At 51.8% G+C, this 17,513-nt stretch carries 17 protein-coding genes; 14 read left to right on the top strand and 3 right to left on the bottom strand.

Annotated features, from left to right (window positions below):
• The first annotated feature begins 83 nt into the window (after positions 1 to 83).
• The 3 genes from GSF01_RS22075 to GSF01_RS22065 all read left to right on the top strand — a co-directional run bounded on the left by GSF01_RS22075 (position 84) and on the right by GSF01_RS22065 (position 3,499).
• Positions 84 to 1,067 (top strand): AraC family transcriptional regulator, encoded by a 984-nt coding sequence (locus tag GSF01_RS22075; RefSeq protein ID WP_159887465.1) that lies wholly within the window; start codon positions 84 to 86, stop codon positions 1,065 to 1,067.
• A 172-nt stretch (positions 1,068 to 1,239) separates the two neighbouring features.
• Positions 1,240 to 2,211, top strand: a complete 972-nt coding sequence (gene pelA / locus GSF01_RS22070; RefSeq protein WP_159887464.1) for a pectate lyase — start codon at positions 1,240 to 1,242, stop codon at positions 2,209 to 2,211.
• Positions 2,212 to 2,383: 172 nt separating this feature from the next.
• A complete protein-coding gene (locus GSF01_RS22065) occupies positions 2,384 to 3,499 on the top strand; it encodes a C40 family peptidase (RefSeq protein ID WP_159887463.1) in 1,116 nt (371 codons plus the stop codon).
• Positions 3,500 to 3,565: 66 nt separating this feature from the next.
• Here GSF01_RS22065 and GSF01_RS22060 read toward each other — a convergent pair whose 3' ends face one another.
• The 3 genes from GSF01_RS22060 to GSF01_RS22050 form a co-directional block, all read right to left on the bottom strand.
• Positions 3,566 to 4,654: an HD-GYP domain-containing protein gene (locus GSF01_RS22060; protein ID WP_159887462.1), complete on the bottom strand. Its 1,089-nt coding sequence runs from the start codon at positions 4,652 to 4,654 to the stop codon at positions 3,566 to 3,568.
• Between the two features lie 193 nt (positions 4,655 to 4,847).
• The gene (locus tag GSF01_RS22055; RefSeq protein ID WP_159887461.1) at positions 4,848 to 5,921 is read right to left on the bottom strand and encodes a ThiF family adenylyltransferase; all 1,074 of its coding nucleotides are present in this window, start codon (positions 5,919 to 5,921) and stop codon (positions 4,848 to 4,850) included.
• Entirely contained in the window at positions 5,918 to 6,652 is a 735-nt protein-coding gene (locus GSF01_RS22050; RefSeq protein ID WP_159887460.1) for a molybdenum cofactor biosynthesis protein MoaE, read from the bottom strand. Before GSF01_RS22050 ends, GSF01_RS22055 begins: the two co-directional genes overlap by 4 nt.
• Positions 6,653 to 6,828: 176 nt before the next feature.
• Between GSF01_RS22050 and GSF01_RS22045 the strand changes: the two genes are divergently transcribed.
• The 11 genes from GSF01_RS22045 to GSF01_RS21995 all read left to right on the top strand — a co-directional run bounded on the left by GSF01_RS22045 (position 6,829) and on the right by GSF01_RS21995 (position 17,377).
• Positions 6,829 to 7,296: a molybdopterin-binding protein gene (locus tag GSF01_RS22045; RefSeq protein ID WP_159887459.1), complete on the top strand. Its 468-nt coding sequence runs from the start codon at positions 6,829 to 6,831 to the stop codon at positions 7,294 to 7,296.
• Between the two features lie 2 nt (positions 7,297 to 7,298).
• Positions 7,299 to 8,750, top strand: a complete 1,452-nt coding sequence (locus tag GSF01_RS22040) for a bifunctional metallophosphatase/5'-nucleotidase (RefSeq protein WP_159887458.1) — start codon at positions 7,299 to 7,301, stop codon at positions 8,748 to 8,750.
• 171 nt (positions 8,751 to 8,921) lie between these two features.
• Positions 8,922 to 10,022, top strand: a complete 1,101-nt coding sequence (locus GSF01_RS22035; protein ID WP_159887457.1) for an HD-GYP domain-containing protein — start codon at positions 8,922 to 8,924, stop codon at positions 10,020 to 10,022.
• Positions 10,023 to 10,169: 147 nt separating this feature from the next.
• Complete coding sequence (gene yfkAB, locus GSF01_RS22030) at positions 10,170 to 11,303, top strand: radical SAM/CxCxxxxC motif protein YfkAB (RefSeq protein ID WP_159887456.1); 1,134 nt, start codon at positions 10,170 to 10,172, stop codon at positions 11,301 to 11,303.
• A 51-nt stretch (positions 11,304 to 11,354) separates the two neighbouring features.
• Positions 11,355 to 12,749 carry a hemolysin family protein gene (locus GSF01_RS22025; protein WP_407945790.1) on the top strand — a complete coding sequence of 465 codons (1,395 nt, stop codon included), beginning with the start codon at positions 11,355 to 11,357 and terminating at the stop codon, positions 12,747 to 12,749.
• A 31-nt stretch (positions 12,750 to 12,780) separates the two neighbouring features.
• On the top strand, positions 12,781 to 13,830 hold the full coding sequence (gene ytvI, locus GSF01_RS22020) for a sporulation integral membrane protein YtvI (RefSeq protein ID WP_159887455.1): 1,050 nt from the start codon (positions 12,781 to 12,783) through the stop codon (positions 13,828 to 13,830).
• Between the two features lie 107 nt (positions 13,831 to 13,937).
• Positions 13,938 to 14,747 carry a YitT family protein gene (locus GSF01_RS22015; protein WP_235941677.1) on the top strand — a complete coding sequence of 270 codons (810 nt, stop codon included), beginning with the start codon at positions 13,938 to 13,940 and terminating at the stop codon, positions 14,745 to 14,747.
• Between the two features lie 152 nt (positions 14,748 to 14,899).
• Positions 14,900 to 15,100: a spore coat associated protein CotJA gene (locus tag GSF01_RS22010; protein WP_159887453.1), complete on the top strand. Its 201-nt coding sequence runs from the start codon at positions 14,900 to 14,902 to the stop codon at positions 15,098 to 15,100.
• A gap of 22 nt (positions 15,101 to 15,122) precedes the next feature.
• Positions 15,123 to 15,386, top strand: a complete 264-nt coding sequence (locus tag GSF01_RS22005) for a spore coat protein CotJB (protein ID WP_159887452.1) — start codon at positions 15,123 to 15,125, stop codon at positions 15,384 to 15,386.
• A 42-nt stretch (positions 15,387 to 15,428) separates the two neighbouring features.
• Positions 15,429 to 15,998 (top strand): manganese catalase family protein, encoded by a 570-nt coding sequence (locus GSF01_RS22000; protein ID WP_159887451.1) that lies wholly within the window; start codon positions 15,429 to 15,431, stop codon positions 15,996 to 15,998.
• Positions 15,999 to 16,225: 227 nt separating this feature from the next.
• On the top strand, positions 16,226 to 17,377 hold the full coding sequence (locus GSF01_RS21995; RefSeq protein ID WP_159887450.1) for a polysaccharide deacetylase family protein: 1,152 nt from the start codon (positions 16,226 to 16,228) through the stop codon (positions 17,375 to 17,377).
• The last annotated feature ends 136 nt before the right edge of the window (positions 17,378 to 17,513 follow it).

Here is a 17,513-nt window from a genome sequence, read left to right as displayed (position 1 = left end):
CATTTGTGACTAACTCCCTTACGCTACATGATCAAAATTCGGTATAATTAGCTAGGGATGATACTTTAAGTGAGGTGTGTCGGATGACAGAGCTGGAGTTGGACGTATTCCTGCGTACATATACCCCCGTAGAGAGGCGACTAGAGGATTGCGACAAGCTGGATGACAAAGAGGCTATTCAGCAGGAATATTTTGGACTTCACTCCGATTTTCTCGATGAGGCCCTATTCATTCCTCCTGGGCAAGATATTAGCTTTTCGGTGCACACGCGGTTTAGCCCGGTGAACAGTCACCGCCATTCTTTCATTGAACTGATCTACATCTATTCCGGCGAATGCCGCCAAACGATAAACAACAACAAAGTGTCGATGAAAAAAGGCGAGCTTTGTATCCTTGATATGAACACCTTCCATTCCATAGAGGATACAGGTAAAGATGATATCATCATAAACTGCCTCATGCGGAAAAGCTATTTTGATTGGGCCTTTCTGAGCCGGCTCTCCGGAAATGACATCTTCTCAAGCTTTCTGACCCAAGCGATCTATGAAAACAAGCATTCTAACGACTATATCATCATCCATTCCGGCGACAACGATAAAATCAGCCGCATCATGAACGCTATCCTGTGCGAGTACTTTGATAAACAACCGTGCTCGGACGAGATTATCAACTCCTATATGGTCATTCTATTTGCAGAGATGCTCCGCATGTACAAGGGCGATGTGAATGAGAAGAACTATTCAGCTTTGAAAAATACAAAGTTTACCGACATTATCCACTTTCTGCAGGAAAACTATAAGACCGCGACCCTAGAAGCGACGGCCCGGCATTTCAATTTTAACGCCAACTACCTAGGCAAGATCCTCAAAAAGATTACAGGGAGCACTTTCATGGACCTGATTCACCAGATTCGGCTCAGTCAGGCCTGTATCCTGCTCAGAAATTCGGAAGTGAGCGTGCAGACAATTGCCAACCAGGTCGGCTATGAAAATATCAACTTCTTCTACCGGATATTCAAGCGCAAGTTTAACTGTACGCCAGCGGAATACAGGAGAACTCGTCAATAAAAGCAAAATTTATATAAAAACAGGCAACTAAATAAAATTTTTTCCAATCCCCATGTGATAAAATAATCTCACCCCGTAAGCGTTTACAAGGGGATAAACAAGATAAGGAGGTAGTGCTTCACTGAGTGACGATCCTTGATAAGAATTAAAACAAAAGAAGGAGAGTGAATTTATGTCACAATCAAACGTAAAACATGTATCTTTTATGCTAGCTTTAGCCTTTGTCCTAGCTGTATTTGGAGTATTTCTACAGCCTTCTAAGACTGTTTTCGCTGCAGATGCTTCCGGAGTGAATGCAAGCTTCGCCGATATTCTAAAATACCAACAGCCAGACGGAGGTTGGAGAAAAGATTATACCGTAACCAGTGGAGAATGGGCCAAGTCAACTATTGACAACAAAGCTACGTATACAGAAATAAGAAGATTAGCAAGCGAGTACCAGAGAACAAAAGATAGCAAATATTCCGCAGCAGCAGTAAAAGGGATCAATTTCTTGTTAAACATGCAATATGCTAACGGTGGGTGGCCCCAAATTTATAAAAGCTCAGGATATCATACCCGTATTACATTCAATGACGGTGCTATGGTGAATGTAATGATTCTCTTGGATGAAATTGCAAACAAAAAAGGCGATTTTTCATTTATAGATAGCGCTTTAGCCGATAAATGTAAAACTGCAGTTACCAAAGGCATAGACAATATATTAAAAACACAGGTTGTTGCGAATGGAGTGTTAACAGTCTGGGGGCAACAGCATGACGAGGTGACATTAAAGCCTGCAGGGGGAAGAGCGTATGAAGTTCCTTCTCTATGTTCAGCCGAGAGCGTAGGAATTGTAAAGTTCCTCAAATCCAGACCTGCCACGGCACCAATCACTGCTTCTATTAAAGCGGCTGAACAATGGTTTAAAGCAGTGAAACTTACGGGGATCAAAATAGTGAAAACAAGTGATGATGTCATCGTTGTAAATGATCCTAGTGTAACGACCCCGATCTGGGCGCGTTTTAATGAAATTGGGACGAATAAACCCATATTTGTAGGACGTGACGGGGTAGTTAAATACAAACTTAGCGACATTGAACAAGAAAGAAGAGTAGGATACAGCTGGTATGGAAAGTGGCCTTCAGACCTGGGAATTAATTGATCACGCAGCGACTTAGCTACGACTGAGTGAAGGCTTACCAACACACTTGTTCCGATTTTATGCGGAGCAGGTGTGTTTTTTTGTTTCCAAGGGGAGCTATGCATACCTGCATTCTTCCTGTCTCATGCTAGAACTAAAGCCTATATATGAGTACAGACAGGAGACGGTGTGGATGAAGCGTTACAGCAAGCAATTAACTGGAATCGTATTGGCGCTAAGTGTGATGTTTGCTTCGGGCTGCGGTCAGTTGTCCAAAGAGCAGAAGCAAGCTAATCAGCTAAGCATTCCCCGCAAGGAGCATCAGAATGCGGACAGGAAGCTTAGCGAGGAATGGAATGGAAGGACGACGGCCGTCGGCAATGGGGGGACGATTCGGATACAGGGCAGCTCGGAGCAAGCTACCGTTCCGATCCAAACCCTGAACGGCATTGACTATGTCGTAGGCTCCGAGTTTGCAACGATCGTAGGTTTTCGCTTTAAATGGAATGAAGCCGCAGGCAAGTTTATGTTCGGCGATAATGATGCGGCCTATGAGCTAAGGCCAGGCAGCCTTAAAGCCGAGCGTGCCGATCAGAGCGTCGAACTGGCCCAGGCTCCCATCCTGCATAATTCGCAGTTGCTGATTCCGGTATCCGCCTTCGCTTTTCTCTTGTCCGATGAGATCAGCTACCAGCTGCAAGGAAAGAAGATGATTGTTAACGGGTCAGGCGTCGCCGTAGCGGGATCGATCGACGGACCGGATGAAGCGAGCTCGGGCGGCGAATTGGATTTTGCGGACGACCCGAATGACCCTTATAAGGGGAGTAAGGAAACGGCCCCTACATTCCTCCAAGCCCTGAAGGCGGAAGAGACGTGGGGAGGCAGCGTGGCTGTACCGGTATTAAAAAATATCAATCAAAATACGCTCATCGAACAGGCTAAGCGTTATATCGGGGTCAAATACGATTTTGGCGCAGATCCATACCCCCAATCGGGCAGGTTCGATTGCTCAACCTTTACCCGGTATATGTATGGTAAATACGGAATCAGCCTGCCCCGCACAGCCCGTTCACAGGCTGCTAAGGGGACGACGGTAAACCGAAAGTCGCTGCGCAAGGGCGATCTTATGTTCTTCTACGTGCCTGGACGCTTCAAAAGCAACAAGGTGGTCGGCCATGTCGGCATTTATATGGGCGACCAGCGTATGATTCATTCGTCGCCCAAGCCTAAAGATGGCGTGCAGATCACAAGCATCAATAAAGCTTATTGGAAGCAAACTTATTTGAAAGCTATACGTTTGGCCGATTAGGACGGACGGCTTGAAGTCAAAAGTGCCGCAGTCACAAGGACGCGGCACTTTCAACTAGCGATAAGTTTAGACGAAAATATGCTCGACACCCAGTTCCTGACGCTGTGACAAATCAATGAAAACGCCATCAAAATTAACAAGGGGCCGGAAAAAGTCAGTCGGATGAGTCATGACGATTTTTCCGACCTCTCCTGTGCTTAGCTGCAGCTGTTTCCCTATGAAGTTGGGTACCATATGCTTAATAAAAGCATGGGTGATATGAGGCTCCAGCTCACCGAAGCTGCAGCGGTGAATCTCACGAAGTACGGACAGCAGGTCGCGCTTCTTCTGGTATACCCTTGTCGAGATCATCGCGCTATAGACATCGGCGACGGCGATGATCTTGGCTAAGGGATGAATATCCTTATCCTTCAGCCCAAGCGGGTAGCCAGACCCGTCCATACGTTCGTGATGCTGCAAGGCCGCCAAACAGATACTTTCGGGAAGGCCTGATTTCTTCAATAAGTCATAGCCGTGAACCGTGTGCTTCTTGATATGATCAAATTCTTCCTTGCTCAGCCGTCCGGGCTTCGTCAGAATTTTCGGGTCGGCGACGCTTTTGCCGATATCGTGTAAATATCCTGCTTTGCCTGCGAGCTTGGCCTCGTCCTCCGATTGTCCCATCCACTTGGCAATGTAGTACGAGATCATACCGACCTGAACGCTGTGCTGATACGTATAATCGTCCTTGTTGTTCAGTACCAGCAGAAGCGAGACAACATCCTTCTCCTCTTGAACCTGCTCCACAAGCGGATCGAAGCCTTCATCGATCTGTTCGAGAGAAACATAGCCTTCCTTGGCTGCATGCTCGAAGAGGTCTTGGATCCCGGACACGGCTTCTTCATAAACGGCCTGCGCCATAAGTTTATAGCGATCCGCAGATAGGCTAGAAGGAGGATTCTCCTTCCTACGGCCCTCCCCGGCGTCCTCTTCGACAATGGCAGGCGGAGCCTCTTCGGTCTTGATGTCGACCTCTTCTATCCGGTGAAGCGACAGTTTGAAGATGTCGTCTTCCGATAAGACGGTAGAGGCGGACAAGACCAGCAAACCGGAGTGGTTGAAAATATCGGAGCCTAGACGATCGCCAATCTTAATTCGATTAATCGGTATCCGCAAAAAGAGTCACCTCGGCGTTTTACGAAATCTTACTATTTCGCGCAGCTAAGCTAGCTCTTCCATTGTACCAGCAAAATTTGTCTATGATAATCGGTTTATGTCGGATAAATGCTAAAATTTACTTTAGATATACTTGATTCATGTGCATTTTTCACTCTTGACAAGGGTCTTAGCGCCTAAAGTGAAGGCCTGTCTACATACCTATGTAGCGGCTGTACAAGCTTTTAGCGACGACGGGATCATCCGTGCCTTGTACGATAAGACGGCCATCCGGGAATAGGACCAGTGTCAGATCGTTTTCATCGATGTACAGTTTCAATAAAAACGGATTGCGCTCCACTCGTCCGATAGGAGCAAGTCTTTGTTCCCAATCGGACAAAGTCAGCTGAAGCGGGCTGCTGGGCTGGATCTGAACGGAGTTGCGTCCGCACAACGATTGGATCGTATCTTCCTCGACATAGGCTTCCAAATAATCGAAGGTATGAAGTCCGCAGCAGGGACAATCCGTTTTTCGGGCTTGGCTGACATCGATGCCGGCGAATTGATTGTACCAGATGTCCCAATGAATCATTTTTCGATTAAGGTTTTCGCGGGCTCCGACTAGAAGCTTGAGCGCTTCCGTAGCCTGATGGGAAGCCACCATATGCACAAGCGGCCCTATGACGCCGGCCGTATCGCAGGTTTCTGTCGTGCCTTGACCGGGAGGCTGCCCGAACATGCAGCGAAGGCAGGGGGTTTCACCGGGCAGCACGGTAAGGGAGACGCCCCGGGAGCTTACAGCCCCGCCGTAGATCCAAGGTATGCGATGTTTGACGCTTACGTCATTGATGAGGAAACGGACGGCGAAGTTATCGGTGCCGTCGAGAATCAGGTCCACGCCGGTCAGCAGCTCCTCGGCATTGATTCGGTTCAGATCGGCTACGACGGGTTCGATCACGATCCCTGAGTTCGCCGCACGCAGCCTGGCCGCCCCGGCCTCGGCCTTCGGCGAGGAGGAATCCGCATCCTGCTCGTCATAGAGCATCTGGCGCTGAAGATTGCTGCGCTCGACGAAATCCCGGTCGATGATGCGGACGAAGCCAACTCCGGCCCGCACCATATGATTGGCCAGCACGGTGCCGAGCGCACCCATGCCGACGATCGCGATGCGCGACTTCAGCAGCCGGGCTTGTCCCTCTTCGCCGATCGGTGCAAACAGCATTTGCCGCGAGTAACGCTCCCGGTCTATGCCAGGCAGCGGCGGCAGTAAGTTATCGGTAGAATTCATAGCGAATACCCTCCCTCGTCCGATGAGGAAGGGGAAGCCAGCGGATTCCACGGTCCTTGCTGATGGCCTTTCCATTCGGAGCCGTCCGCCCAGCGTTCCTTCTTCCAGATGGGGACTATCTGTTTCAATCGTTCTATGGCATAACGGCTCGCTTCATACACATCGCTTCGGTGGGGGGCCGAGACAGCGATCACGACGCTGATCTCGCCGATAGCCACTTCGCCCAAGCGATGGGTAACCGCACATAAGCAGCCCGGCCAGCGCGCTGCTATTTCCTCTGTAATTTGCTTCAGGGTGCGCAGAGCCATAGGCTCATAGGCCTCATATTCAAGCAGGACGGTTCGTTTGCCCTGCGTCCATTCCCTTGTCGTGCCGGTGAACGTAAGGGCTGCGCCATGATTCGGGTGCAGCACCTTGCTTGTCACCTGATCGGGGATGATCGTTTCGTGCGTGAGCTCGACCATGACCGGCTCTCCTCCGGAAACCGGCGGGATCAGAGCAATCTCGTCGTTCTCCCGGATAAGGGCGTGATCGTCCGCATATTGTTGATTGATCGCCATATAGGCATTGGCGATGGCGCCGGCTGCGTCGGGGTATTGCCGGCTCAGGATGGCCTTCAGCTCCGACGCTGTCAATGTCCCGGCAACATGACCTTGATCGAGATCGAGCTGCAGGAGGCGGGTGCCCCAAAGCTCCGCCAGTCCGGCGAACAGCAGGATATTCAGCTTCATGACCTTTCACTCCGTAGCTTCATAATTTTCTTTGTTTCGCGGGATCGTATCCTTGTCCAGCATACCATATCCGCATGTAAAAGTGATATAATGGCAGGTAAGCCCATGTGTGTTTGATCTGGCAGCCCAAAAGAAGCTAGTTATAGAAGCCATTTAGAAGCGGAGGCATTTCGGCAATGATCAATGTGGTCGATGATTGGAAGGGAAGTGCAGCTTTTGCCTCGGCTGGCGAGCTGGCCGGGGTTTCCGGCGAGCCGTTTGCAGCAGGGAGCCGGATGGAAGGAGCGACAGGCAACGCCATCGATTGGCGGCATTGGTATGAGACCTGGAGCGCCGGGAAGAAGGGGGAGGGAGGGCATCAGCCTACGCATCTGCAAGTGTGGGCCTCCGATGAGTTTCAGGCGACCATCCCCTGGCACGAGCTCAGGGATGCCTTCATCGTGTTCGAGCAGGAAGATGGACAGCCGCTAAGCAAGGGATATCCGATAAGGCTGTACGTACCGAACGGCAGCAGCGAGTGCCTGAATGTGAAAAGCGTTATCCGTCTGCGGATTGCCTACGATCCCGTTCTGGGGGAGACGGCGACATACGGCTTCCTGAATACGATAGAGCCGGAGCAGCTGCTCCTGTCGCGCCGTACCTGACCATGAGCTCTTCTACCGAACAACGAAAAAAGCTTCGTATCATCCATACGAATGATATTCATAGCCATGTCGATCGAATGGGCAAAATAGCCCGAATTATCCGGGAGCTTCGTGAAGAAGCAGGGGACAGCCATACGCTGACCCTGGATATCGGAGACCATATCGACCGCATGCGTCCGGAGACGGAAGGAACGGACGGACTTGTCAATGTGGCCGTTCTGAATGCGACCGGCTACGATGCGGTTACCCTCGGGAATAATGAAGGACTGACCTACACGCCGGACGTATTGCGAAGCTTGTACGCCGAGCACGCCGAGTTCGCCGTTGTGCTTGGCAATATGTTCGAGACCTCGACCGGTCTTATCCCCGAGTGGGCCAAGGCTTGGCAGCTTGTCGAAAGGGATGGCTTGCGGATCGGATTGATCGGAGCTACCGCCGCGTTCTCCGAGTTTTATCGGCTGCTCGGATGGGACGTTAGGGATCCTTTCCCGATCATCGGCGAAGCGGTACGCCAGCTGCGCCCTCAAGCCGACATTCTCGTCCTGATGTCCCATCTGGGTCTGCGCAGCGACGAGAGATTGGCCGAGGCGTTCCCGGAACTTGATGTGATCCTGGGCGGACATAGCCACCATCTGTTCGCCGAACCCTTAGTCTTAGGAAACACCGTGCTCGGTGCGACCGGAAAGTTTGGCCAGTATGTCGGCTATCTCGATCTGGAGGTGGAGCCGGGCGGACAAGGCGTCGTGCTGGCACGGGGCGGGGTTATAGAGACCGAAGGCTTAGCAGGAGATCCGCAAGTGGAAGCTTTGCTGGAAGGATATTCGCGATTGGCGCGGGAAAAGCTCGCCAAGGAGGTAGCTTACCTCGACCGCAACCTGCAGATCGATTGGCATGGAGAGTCTGAGCTCGGCAATTTGCTGGCGTCGGGTCTGAAGCGGTGGGTAGGCGCAGAGCTTGCGATCGTCAATTCGGGACAATTGCTCGGCGCGTTATCCCCGGGGCCCATATCTGCAGGCGACTTGCTGGATTTATGCCCTTCGCCGATCAATCCGTGCCGGCTGCAGCTGACCGGCGAGCAAATTGTTAGGGCACTGGAAGAATCGCTGCTGCCGGAATATCAGGATAAGCCGATATTCGGCTTCGGCTTTCGGGGGAAAGTCCTGGGATCGCTGGCCGTCGACGGGATGACGGTCGAATACGATCCCCAAGCGGAGCCGTATGCCCGAATTGTGTCTGTACGTATAGGCGAAAGCCTCTTGCAGCCTCAGCGCCGCTATACGGTGGCAAGTATCGATATGTTTACGTTTGGCATCGGATATTTATCCATCGGTCAAGGAACGGAGGCCGAATTTTACTTGCCGGAGTTTATCCGGGATGTGCTGAAGCAGGAGCTGCGCGATCCTCTGGCCCTGAAGGAGAGCGGAGAGAGACGCTGGATCAAGCGCGTGGACTGACATTTGGCAGAAGAAAGCAAGCCGCCGGCTTGTTTTTTTTCTGCCAAAAAACATGCAAGGCGATGTCGGATCTTGCAAAAAAAGTTATTGCTCTTTTATTGCGAATCCGATACGCTATTTATGATAAAAACATTTTCTAAATTTTTCTTTAGGAAGAGATGGGGAACCGGTATGCGTCTGCTGCCGCTCAGCATGGTGGAGCCCGGGATGAGGCTCGGCAAGAAAATCTATAATTCCGAAGGCTTGATTCTGCTCGGTGAGCAGGTCGAGCTGACGCAAGGCATTATCCGCCGGCTGGAAGGCCACGGTATCGACTTTGCCTATATCGATGATCCGCGTACGAATGACCTGGTCATCCGCGACTTATTGTCCGAAGAAACGCGAGTCCGCGCGGTCACCGAGATCAGAGATTCGTTTCGCAAGATTGCGGAGGGCCAGCTCAGGCGCAAGGCAGCCGGACAGCTGCAGGTGGGCAAAGCGTTCCGCGGGCTGATGGATATGATCATGGACGATCTGAGCGACCATAAGGATGCCATGATCATGCTTACGAATATCAATGCGATGGACGATTACTTGTTTCATCACTCCTTAAACGTATGCATCTACACGACCATGCTCGGGTTGGCCCATGGCTACAGCAGGGATGAGCTGATGACGCTCGGCCTCGGAGCTCTTCTTCATGATGTGGGCAAGACACAAATCCCGCTCGAGCTGCTGCGCAAAAGAGATCGGCTGACGGATGATGAATTTTCACATATCAAGCATCATACGTCATTCGGCTTTCAATTTCTTAAGGACGAGCCGAACATCCCTTTGCTCGCGGCGCATTGCGCGTTTCAGCATCATGAGAGATTGGATGGAAGCGGATATCCCCGCGGGTTGAAGGGGGGAGAGATCCATGAGTATGCGCGATGGATTGGCCTGGTGGACTCTTATGACGCGATGACGACGCACCGCGTTTACCGGAAGGCGATGCTGCCCCACCAAGCGATGGAAATCTTATTTACGGGGACCGGCTCCTTGTATGATAAAGAAAAGATCGAGCTGTTCCGGGACAAGATTGCGATTTATCCGATCGGGATCACGGTTACCCTCAGCACAGGTGAGAAGGGGGTCGTCGTGGATCTGAATGCTACGGTGCCTCAGCGTCCGATCGTCCGCATTCTCCAAGACGAAGCGGGGCAAGAGCTGGATGGCAGCCGTGAGATTGATTTGTCCAAATCGCTCAGCGTCATGATAGTCGGCGTAAATGATGAGATGATCGCTTCTTAAGGCGAGGCATATGGAAAAGCCCGCTCCCTGCCGGGAGGGGGCTTTTGGCGTCTCCGGTTTTCTTTTCCGCATGATTGCGCTACAATAAGATTATACGTATGTTAAGAGGTTTTACTATCCTACAGAAGAGTCAGGTGTCTTACTATCATGTCCGAATCATTCTCGTTACCTCCCGCGTTTCTGCCCAAGATATCGCCGCTCTACGATCCCTGGGATCCGCTGCCGGCTTATCGTCAGTACGGGGAACACCGATTGACGAGCGTGGAGCTGACAATAACGAATCTTTGCAACATGCGCTGCGAGCATTGCGCGGTCGGCGAGTCGTTGACGCTGACGGAAGGCACGCGGCTTCCTTTGGCGAACATACTGCGTCGCCTGGATGAAGTCGAGCAGTTGGAGACGATCAGTATTACGGGCGGCGAGCCCAGCTTCCATACGAAAACGGTTCGCGAGTACATCGTTCCCCTATTGAAATATGCGAGGGAACGCGGTATCAGGTCGCAGATCAATTCGAATTTGACCCTTGATCTAGCTCGATACGAAGAGATTGCGCCTTTTCTGGACGTTATGCATATTTCGTTTAATTATTTGAACGAAGAGGACTTCTATCAGGTTGGCTTCGCTCGATCCGAACGCCCGGCCAGCCGTGAGGCAGCCGCCAGGATGTATGAGCGGATGCTTGAGAATGCCCGTGCGCTGTCCGAGGGCGGACTGTTTGTGTCAGCCGAATCGATGATTAATTTCCGTACGCATGAGAAGCTGGCCGGCATTCATCAACTGATCGCTCAGATGGGCTGTGTCCGGCATGAGGTGCACCCGATGTATCCGAGCGCTTTCGCCTCGAATCTCCCGGTATTGACACTGGAGCAGACCCGCAAGGCGATCCATAGCCTGCTCGATAGCCGGGATAAAAACTTATGGATGCTGTTCGGCACGCTGCCGTTCTATGCCTGCAGTGCGCTGGAGGAAGACCGGGACATCGTCTCCCGTCTGCGTCAGGAGCCCCAAGTGACGGTTCGCAACGATCCTGACGGCCGAAACCGGTTGAATGTGAATATGTTCACGGGCGACGTGTTCGTGACCGATTTTTCAGATGTTCCTTCTTTGGGTAATGCGCTTTATGACCGTTTGGAGCAAGTATTCGCCCGTTGGCAGCTGCATCCGCTGTACGCCACCGTCGGATGTTACTGTCCGGCTGCCGCGTGCTGCGGCCCCAACCTGCTTGTTGCGGATACGTACTACAAGGGTGTCGATTTTACAAAGCGCCGTGCGGTTATCTGACTGAAAGTTCCGCATGAAAACCATACCAGAAGCAAAGGAGTTTGAATCGCATTGGACAGTAGTAGTGCATTGGACGGTAGTATAGAAAGCTACAGCACAGGACTAGCAGCCTTTGATTTCGGCTCCATCGCGTTAAATCTCGTTCTTGTCGTATTTTTAGTACTGCTTAACGGATTTTTTGTGGCAGCGGAGTTTGCCTTGGTTAAAGTCAGGCAGACACGCTTGCAGCAGCTGGAAAGCGAGGGGAACGGCAAGGCACGCTATGCGCTGGCCGTCACTAAGAAGCTGGATGCTTATCTGTCCTCTACACAGCTCGGCATTACACTGGCTTCTCTCGGACTCGGCTGGGTCGGAGAGCCTGCGATCTCGCATCTGATCGTGGAGCCCCTGTTCGATCTTATGGGGCTTGGACATGCCTGGTATGCCGATGCGCTCGCCATTGCAATTGGGTTTGGAGTCATTACCTTTCTTCATATCGTCCTTGGGGAACTGGCTCCCAAATCGCTCGCGATCCAGAAGTCGGAGATGACGTCGCTATGGCTGTCCGCTCCGCTTATGTTGTTCTACAAGATCTTCTTTCCCTTGATCTGGCTGCTCAACGGCGCGGCCAACCGCCTGATCCGGCTGGTGGGCATCCACCCGGCAACGGAGCATGAAGCGGCGCATACGGAAGAAGAGATTCGCATCCTGATGGACGAAAGCGCGCGCAGCGGTCATATCGACAAGGACGAAATGGTACTCTTCGATAATATTTTCGAATTTTCAGAACGGGTTGCCCGTGAGATCATGCTCCCTCGTACCGACATGGATTGCCTCTTCACGGAGCAGCCCTTCCAGGAAAACTTGAATATCGTCTACGAAACCAAGCATACCCGATATCCGGTGGCTACTCATGATAAAGATGAGATTATCGGATTCGTCCATATTACCGACATCTTGACCTACAAGGGTGCTGAGCCCGATCTGAAGCGGTTCGTCCGTCCGGTGCTGATGGTGCCCGAATCCATGGAGATCAGCCAGGTGCTTCGTCTTATGCAGAGAAAGCGGTCTCAGCTTGCGATTGTGATCGATGAGTACGGAGGAACGGCCGGATTAGTTACGGCAGAAGATATTCTGGAGGAAATTGTCGGCGAAATTCATGACGAATTCGACGTGACCGAACGTCCGGAGATCGAGAAGATCGGCGATGTTTATTCCATAGACGGCCGTGTGCTGCTCGAGGATCTTAACGATATGCTGGGTCTTGGGATCGAGGATGAGGAAGTGGATTCGATCGGGGGATGGCTGTTCAAGCAGCTGGAGGGTTCTGTATCCAAGGGCAAACGGCTCGCCCACGAGCAGTTCGTCTTCGAAATTACGGAGGTTGACCGGCTGCGCGTGCTCCGCTTGACGATTCAGCAAATCCAGGATCCGGTTCAGGAGGAGGGAGAAAGTCAGGAGCAGTAATACCTGAGATGGAGGAGGGGCTTGGCCGAACATGTCTTTACGAACGGTGCTCTTATGCGTGATCGGTGCGCTGCTGCTCTACGGATTATTTACGATTGGCTTTCCATTTCTGCTGGCTATGCTGGTTGCGATCCTGCTCGAACCTGTGGTTCAGGCGCTTATCCGGTATGCTAGATTCGGCAGGGCGGCGGCCGCTGTAACGGCATGCACCATATTCACCGGATTGGTGCTGGGATTTATTTACCTCGCGGGATTTAAAATGATATCGGAGCTTGTCCAGTTACTTAAGAACGTTCCCGGCTACTTCAACGAAGCGCAGAGCTTTATTGAGGATACGGCGATCAAAACGCAATTTTTCTTCGATAAGCTGCCGCCGGCCATGGCTGCGGATGTGCTGAAGTGGATGGAGGATGGCCTGGCGGGACTCACCAGTAATTTGAACAGCATCATATCGGGCATTACCGGGTATCTGATCGGCTTCGCCAAAACGATTCCCAATCTGTTCATCTTTTTCGTGGTCTTTATCATTGCGCTGTATCTGATCTCGCTCAGCCTGCCCAAGCTCCATCAATCGTTTCTGAACCTCTTCGACGCCGCCTCCAAGTCCAAGATGAGCACCGTTCTTCTTGATTTGCGCAGAGCGATAATCGGCTTCATCTTCGCCCAGGCCTTGATCAGCCTGCTCACTTATATCGTAACCCTGGTCGGATTATTGCTGCTGCGAGTGGATTATCCGCTGGCCGTGGCGCTGGTTATTATTTTGGTGGATATTCTCCCCGTGCTGGGAGTAAGCGCCGTTCTTCTGCCATGGGCCATCTACAGCATACTGGTAGGGAACGTTCAGCTCGCGATCGGCCTGATTGTCCTATATCTGGTTATTCTTATTTTCCGTCGAATCGTTGAGCCGAAAATCATCGGAGATGCGGTCGGCATCAACGCGCTGGCAGCGCTGGTCAGCATGTACGTCGGGTTTCAGGCGATCGGCGTCGTAGGATTGTTTCTCGGGCCGGTCCTGATTATTATCTACCACGCTTTGCGGCGTGTGGGCCTGTTAAAGATCGAGTTCAAGCTTGACGGCTAATGACGAACGTATACAAAGGGGGGAACAAGCAGTTGCAAGGGAATCTAGCTAGTGTCAAGCAGCATACCAAGCTGTCGCCCGCCAAACTGGTTCGGCGCGCAGTCCTCATGTTCATCGGGGCTGCGCTTGTCTCGGTCGGACTGGAAATTTTCCTCGTACCTAATAATATTATTGATGGCGGAATTGTCGGTATTTCGATTATTGCCTCGCATCTATCCCATCTGCCCATCGGCGTTTTTCTGATCTTATTCAATATTCCATTTTTCTTTATCGGCTATAAGCAAATTGGCAAGACCTTCGCGTTCTCCACGTTGTTCGCGGTCTTGATCATGTCGATCGGCACGTCTATCCTGCATCCGGTCAAGGCCTTTACAGCCGACCCCTTGCTTGCGGCCGTATTCGGCGGAGTCATCCTGGGGGTTGGGGTAGGTATGGTTATCCGCTCCGGAGGCTCCTTGGACGGCACGGAGATCATGGCGATCTTATTCAGTAAAAAATCGCCGTTTTCCGTAGGCGAGATCGTTATGTTTTTCAATCTGTTCATTTTGAGCAGCGCAGGGTTCGTATTTGGCTGGGATCATGCGATGTACTCGCTGATCGCCTACTATATCGCTTACAAGATGATCGATATTACGATCGAAGGCTTTGACGAATCCAAGTCGGTCTGGATTATAAGCGAGAACAGCCGTGAGATCGGCGATGCCATCATCCATCGTCTTGGTCGCGGGGTGACCTTCCTTCAGGGAGAGGGCGCCTTCTCGGGAGGCAATAAGCTCGTGATCTTCTGCGTGATCAACCGGCTTGAGGAGGCGAAGCTGAAGTCCATTGTCGAGGAGATGGACCGGTCCGCTTTCCTGGCTGTAGGCAATATTCACGATGTGAAGGGCGGAAGATTCCGCAAAAAGGATATTCATTAGCGCGCAAGGGCCGTCGGCAGACGGCCTTTTTTCATTTTGTCCGGCATGCAGCCGCTTCTCGCCGGACTGAGAGAAAAATTTTATACGCATACGGTCAAGCTGAGCCCTGTATAAATAATGGTAGCCAATCCTAAGTAAAGGAGGAACGGTTCATGGAACAAGTTCGAGTATGGCATCCCTACGTCAGTCCCTTTGACCCATGTCCGCCCATGCGGGTGAAGACTTACAGCACTCCCCCTCAGCTATTTATCGGGTTTCAACCGCCCAATCTGCCGCAATTTTCTCCCATGGAAGCTTTGAAGCACGGCACGCTGTGGCCCGCGCTGTACAGTCCGTACGGACCGAGAAAATAGGTTGCCTGGAGGAGGAGAGCCCATGTCCCATACGGTTCCTGAGCATTACTATACCAAGCTGAAGGAGCTCCAGGCGATCGATTTCGTTATTGTGGAGCTTACGTTGTATCTGGACACCCACCCCGACGATATACAGGCCTTAGAGCAGTACAATCGGTTCGTTCAGCATCGCATGCAGATTGCCCAAGAATTTCAGAATGAATTTGGCCCCTTGACCAGCTTCGGATACAGCTTCTCCAAGGCCCCCTGGCAGTGGAAGGAAGCTCCCTGGCCATGGCAGGTATGATGGCCGGCCCGCACACGATGATCAATAGAAGGGAGAATCGGCATGTGGGTATATGAGAAAAAGCTTCAATACCCGGTGAAGGTCGGGAAATGCGATGTGCGTATGGCGAAATATTTGATAGAGCAGTACGGCGGAGCCGACGGGGAATTGGCCGCGGCGCTGCGGTACTTGAATCAGAGGTATACGATCCCGGACAAGGTCATCGGGCTGCTGACGGATATAGGGACGGAGGAGTTTGCCCATCTGGAAATGATTGCAACCATGGTGTATAAACTAACAAAAGACGCGACGGTCGAGCAGCTGAAGGCAGCGGGTATGGGCGATTACTACGCCAATCACGATAAAGCGTTGTTCTATCAAAATGCGAGCGGGGCTCCCTGGACTGCGACTTATATTCAGGCGAAGGGCGATCCGATAGCGGATTTGTATGAGGATATAGCGGCGGAAGAGAAGGCGCGGGCCACCTATCAGTGGCTGATCGATTTGACGGACGATGTCGATCTCCAGGACGGATTAAAGTTTCTGCGGGAGAGGGAGATCATCCATTCGCTCCGCTTTCGGGAAGCTGTAGAAATTTTGAAGGCGGAGCAAGGGGCGAAGAAGTTTTTTTGAATGGGTAAGCGAAGGAGTGGAGAAGGCCATGCCCGGGTGTGACTGGGGTGGTCTTTTTCATGCGCGGTCGGGTCATAAAGAGGTAGGAAGAGGGCGGAAAGAAGAGCCGTAGGCTGGACATTCATAAAATTTGGTTTTTTTTAACTTTTTCCCCGTTTGCAAAAAATGTCCGTTTCGCTATCATTTAATAGGATCCCATTAATTAAACTACCAAGAGGTGTTGACATTTGAAATGGCTCTCCTTCTTTAAGCAATCAGCGGTCTTCGCTATGGGCGGTTTGCTGGTGGCCATGTCCTCCATCGCCCAGTCGGATGAAGTTTACTATGAAAATCAGGTTGCCGTTCTGCTTTATCATCATATCAGCGAGACCGACACCAGCACGGTGACGATTACCCCTCAGGCGTTCCGCGATCAATTGGAATATTTGCAGCACAAAGGCTATCACTTTATCGACATGCCGGCTTTCCAGAGGTATATGAAAGGAGAAGGCGTGCCAAGCAATGCGGTGCTGGTCACCTTCGACGACAGCTATAAAAGTATCGCCGAGCAGGCTCTGCCGGTTATGCAGACCCTGCATATTCCCGCTGTCAACTTCGTGATCACGCAGGATCTGGACGGACCGTTCAGCAGCAAGCTTCCTTCGCTCAATGAAGAGGATGTTGCCCGGATGTCGGCGTCTGGGATCGATATCGAGTGCCATTCCAATCGGCTTCACCGGAAGCACGACGGCAACGCGCCGTTCCTGACCACACGGCTCTCGGAAGAAGGCCGGAGCGAGTCGGAAGAAGAGTACCGCGGCCGAATCGAAAACGATACGAAGGTGTGCGCCGATCGCCTTGGCCGGGTGACGGGCAGGACGGTCAACGCTTATGCGTATCCGTTCGGAAGCTTCAATCAGATGGCCATTGAAGGGATACGGAAGGCCGGTATGGAATACGGCTTCACGGTCGTTCCCGAGGTAGCTACCCGGGCGGATAATGAAATGCTGATCCCTCGCATCAATGCGGGAAGTCCCGGCATTACGCCTCAGACGCTTCATAACACGATCGTGCGGCAGGCCGTCGATCCTTATAAAGCTGCCGATTATGTGCCGCTGCGAGATACGTTTGCCGAGCTGGGAGGCGTCGTCATCCGGAATGATAGCGGACAGGTCAGCCTGCACTACGGGGACAAACGTTGGATACTGGAAACAGGAAAGGGGATCGTCACCAGCGACGGCATCGATAGGCGGCTGGGCCATCCCTTGATCAAGAAAGGGATGAAGCTGTGGATTCATCTGAACGACCTGGAGGCCATTACCGGATTCGAAATCATCTACCAGCCGAACAAGGGAAGGTATGGAATAAGAGAGACGCCGATGCGGTTGATTCACTCGTAATTCCTTCATTTATATAGATTGAACTGAAAAACTTCATACCTGAACAAGCAGACGGTCTATGACTTCAAGAGGCGATTTATTGATCCGTTTCATGAAAGCAGCGACATGAGAACGAATCACATAAAACTTATGGAAA

Source organism: Paenibacillus puerhi (assembly GCF_009846885.1).
Lineage (GTDB): Bacteria > Bacillota > Bacilli > Paenibacillales > NBRC-103111 > Paenibacillus_G > Paenibacillus_G puerhi.
This window is presented reverse-complemented; position numbering and strand designations above follow the sequence as displayed.

Excerpts from the sequence above, each read along its gene's own strand:
- GSF01_RS22015 (WP_235941677.1), top strand. The coding sequence starts at position 13,938 with ATGTTCATCGGGGCTGCGCTTGTCTCGGTCGGACTGGAAATTTTCCTC.
- GSF01_RS22065 (WP_159887463.1), top strand. The coding sequence starts at position 2,384 with ATGAAGCGTTACAGCAAGCAATTAACTGGAATCGTATTGGCGCTAAGT.
- GSF01_RS22035 (WP_159887457.1), top strand. The coding sequence starts at position 8,922 with ATGCGTCTGCTGCCGCTCAGCATGGTGGAGCCCGGGATGAGGCTCGGC.
- pelA (WP_159887464.1), top strand. The coding sequence starts at position 1,240 with ATGTCACAATCAAACGTAAAACATGTATCTTTTATGCTAGCTTTAGCC.
- GSF01_RS22050 (WP_159887460.1), bottom strand. The coding sequence starts at position 6,652 with ATGAAGCTGAATATCCTGCTGTTCGCCGGACTGGCGGAGCTTTGGGGC.
- GSF01_RS22045 (WP_159887459.1), top strand. The coding sequence starts at position 6,829 with ATGATCAATGTGGTCGATGATTGGAAGGGAAGTGCAGCTTTTGCCTCG.
- GSF01_RS22040 (WP_159887458.1), top strand. The coding sequence starts at position 7,299 with ATGAGCTCTTCTACCGAACAACGAAAAAAGCTTCGTATCATCCATACG.
- ytvI (WP_159887455.1), top strand. The coding sequence starts at position 12,781 with ATGTCTTTACGAACGGTGCTCTTATGCGTGATCGGTGCGCTGCTGCTC.
- GSF01_RS22010 (WP_159887453.1), top strand. The coding sequence starts at position 14,900 with ATGGAACAAGTTCGAGTATGGCATCCCTACGTCAGTCCCTTTGACCCA.
- GSF01_RS22055 (WP_159887461.1), bottom strand. The coding sequence starts at position 5,921 with ATGAATTCTACCGATAACTTACTGCCGCCGCTGCCTGGCATAGACCGG.
- yfkAB (WP_159887456.1), top strand. The coding sequence starts at position 10,170 with ATGTCCGAATCATTCTCGTTACCTCCCGCGTTTCTGCCCAAGATATCG.
- GSF01_RS22000 (WP_159887451.1), top strand. The coding sequence starts at position 15,429 with ATGTGGGTATATGAGAAAAAGCTTCAATACCCGGTGAAGGTCGGGAAA.
- GSF01_RS22005 (WP_159887452.1), top strand. The coding sequence starts at position 15,123 with ATGTCCCATACGGTTCCTGAGCATTACTATACCAAGCTGAAGGAGCTC.
- GSF01_RS22075 (WP_159887465.1), top strand. The coding sequence starts at position 84 with ATGACAGAGCTGGAGTTGGACGTATTCCTGCGTACATATACCCCCGTA.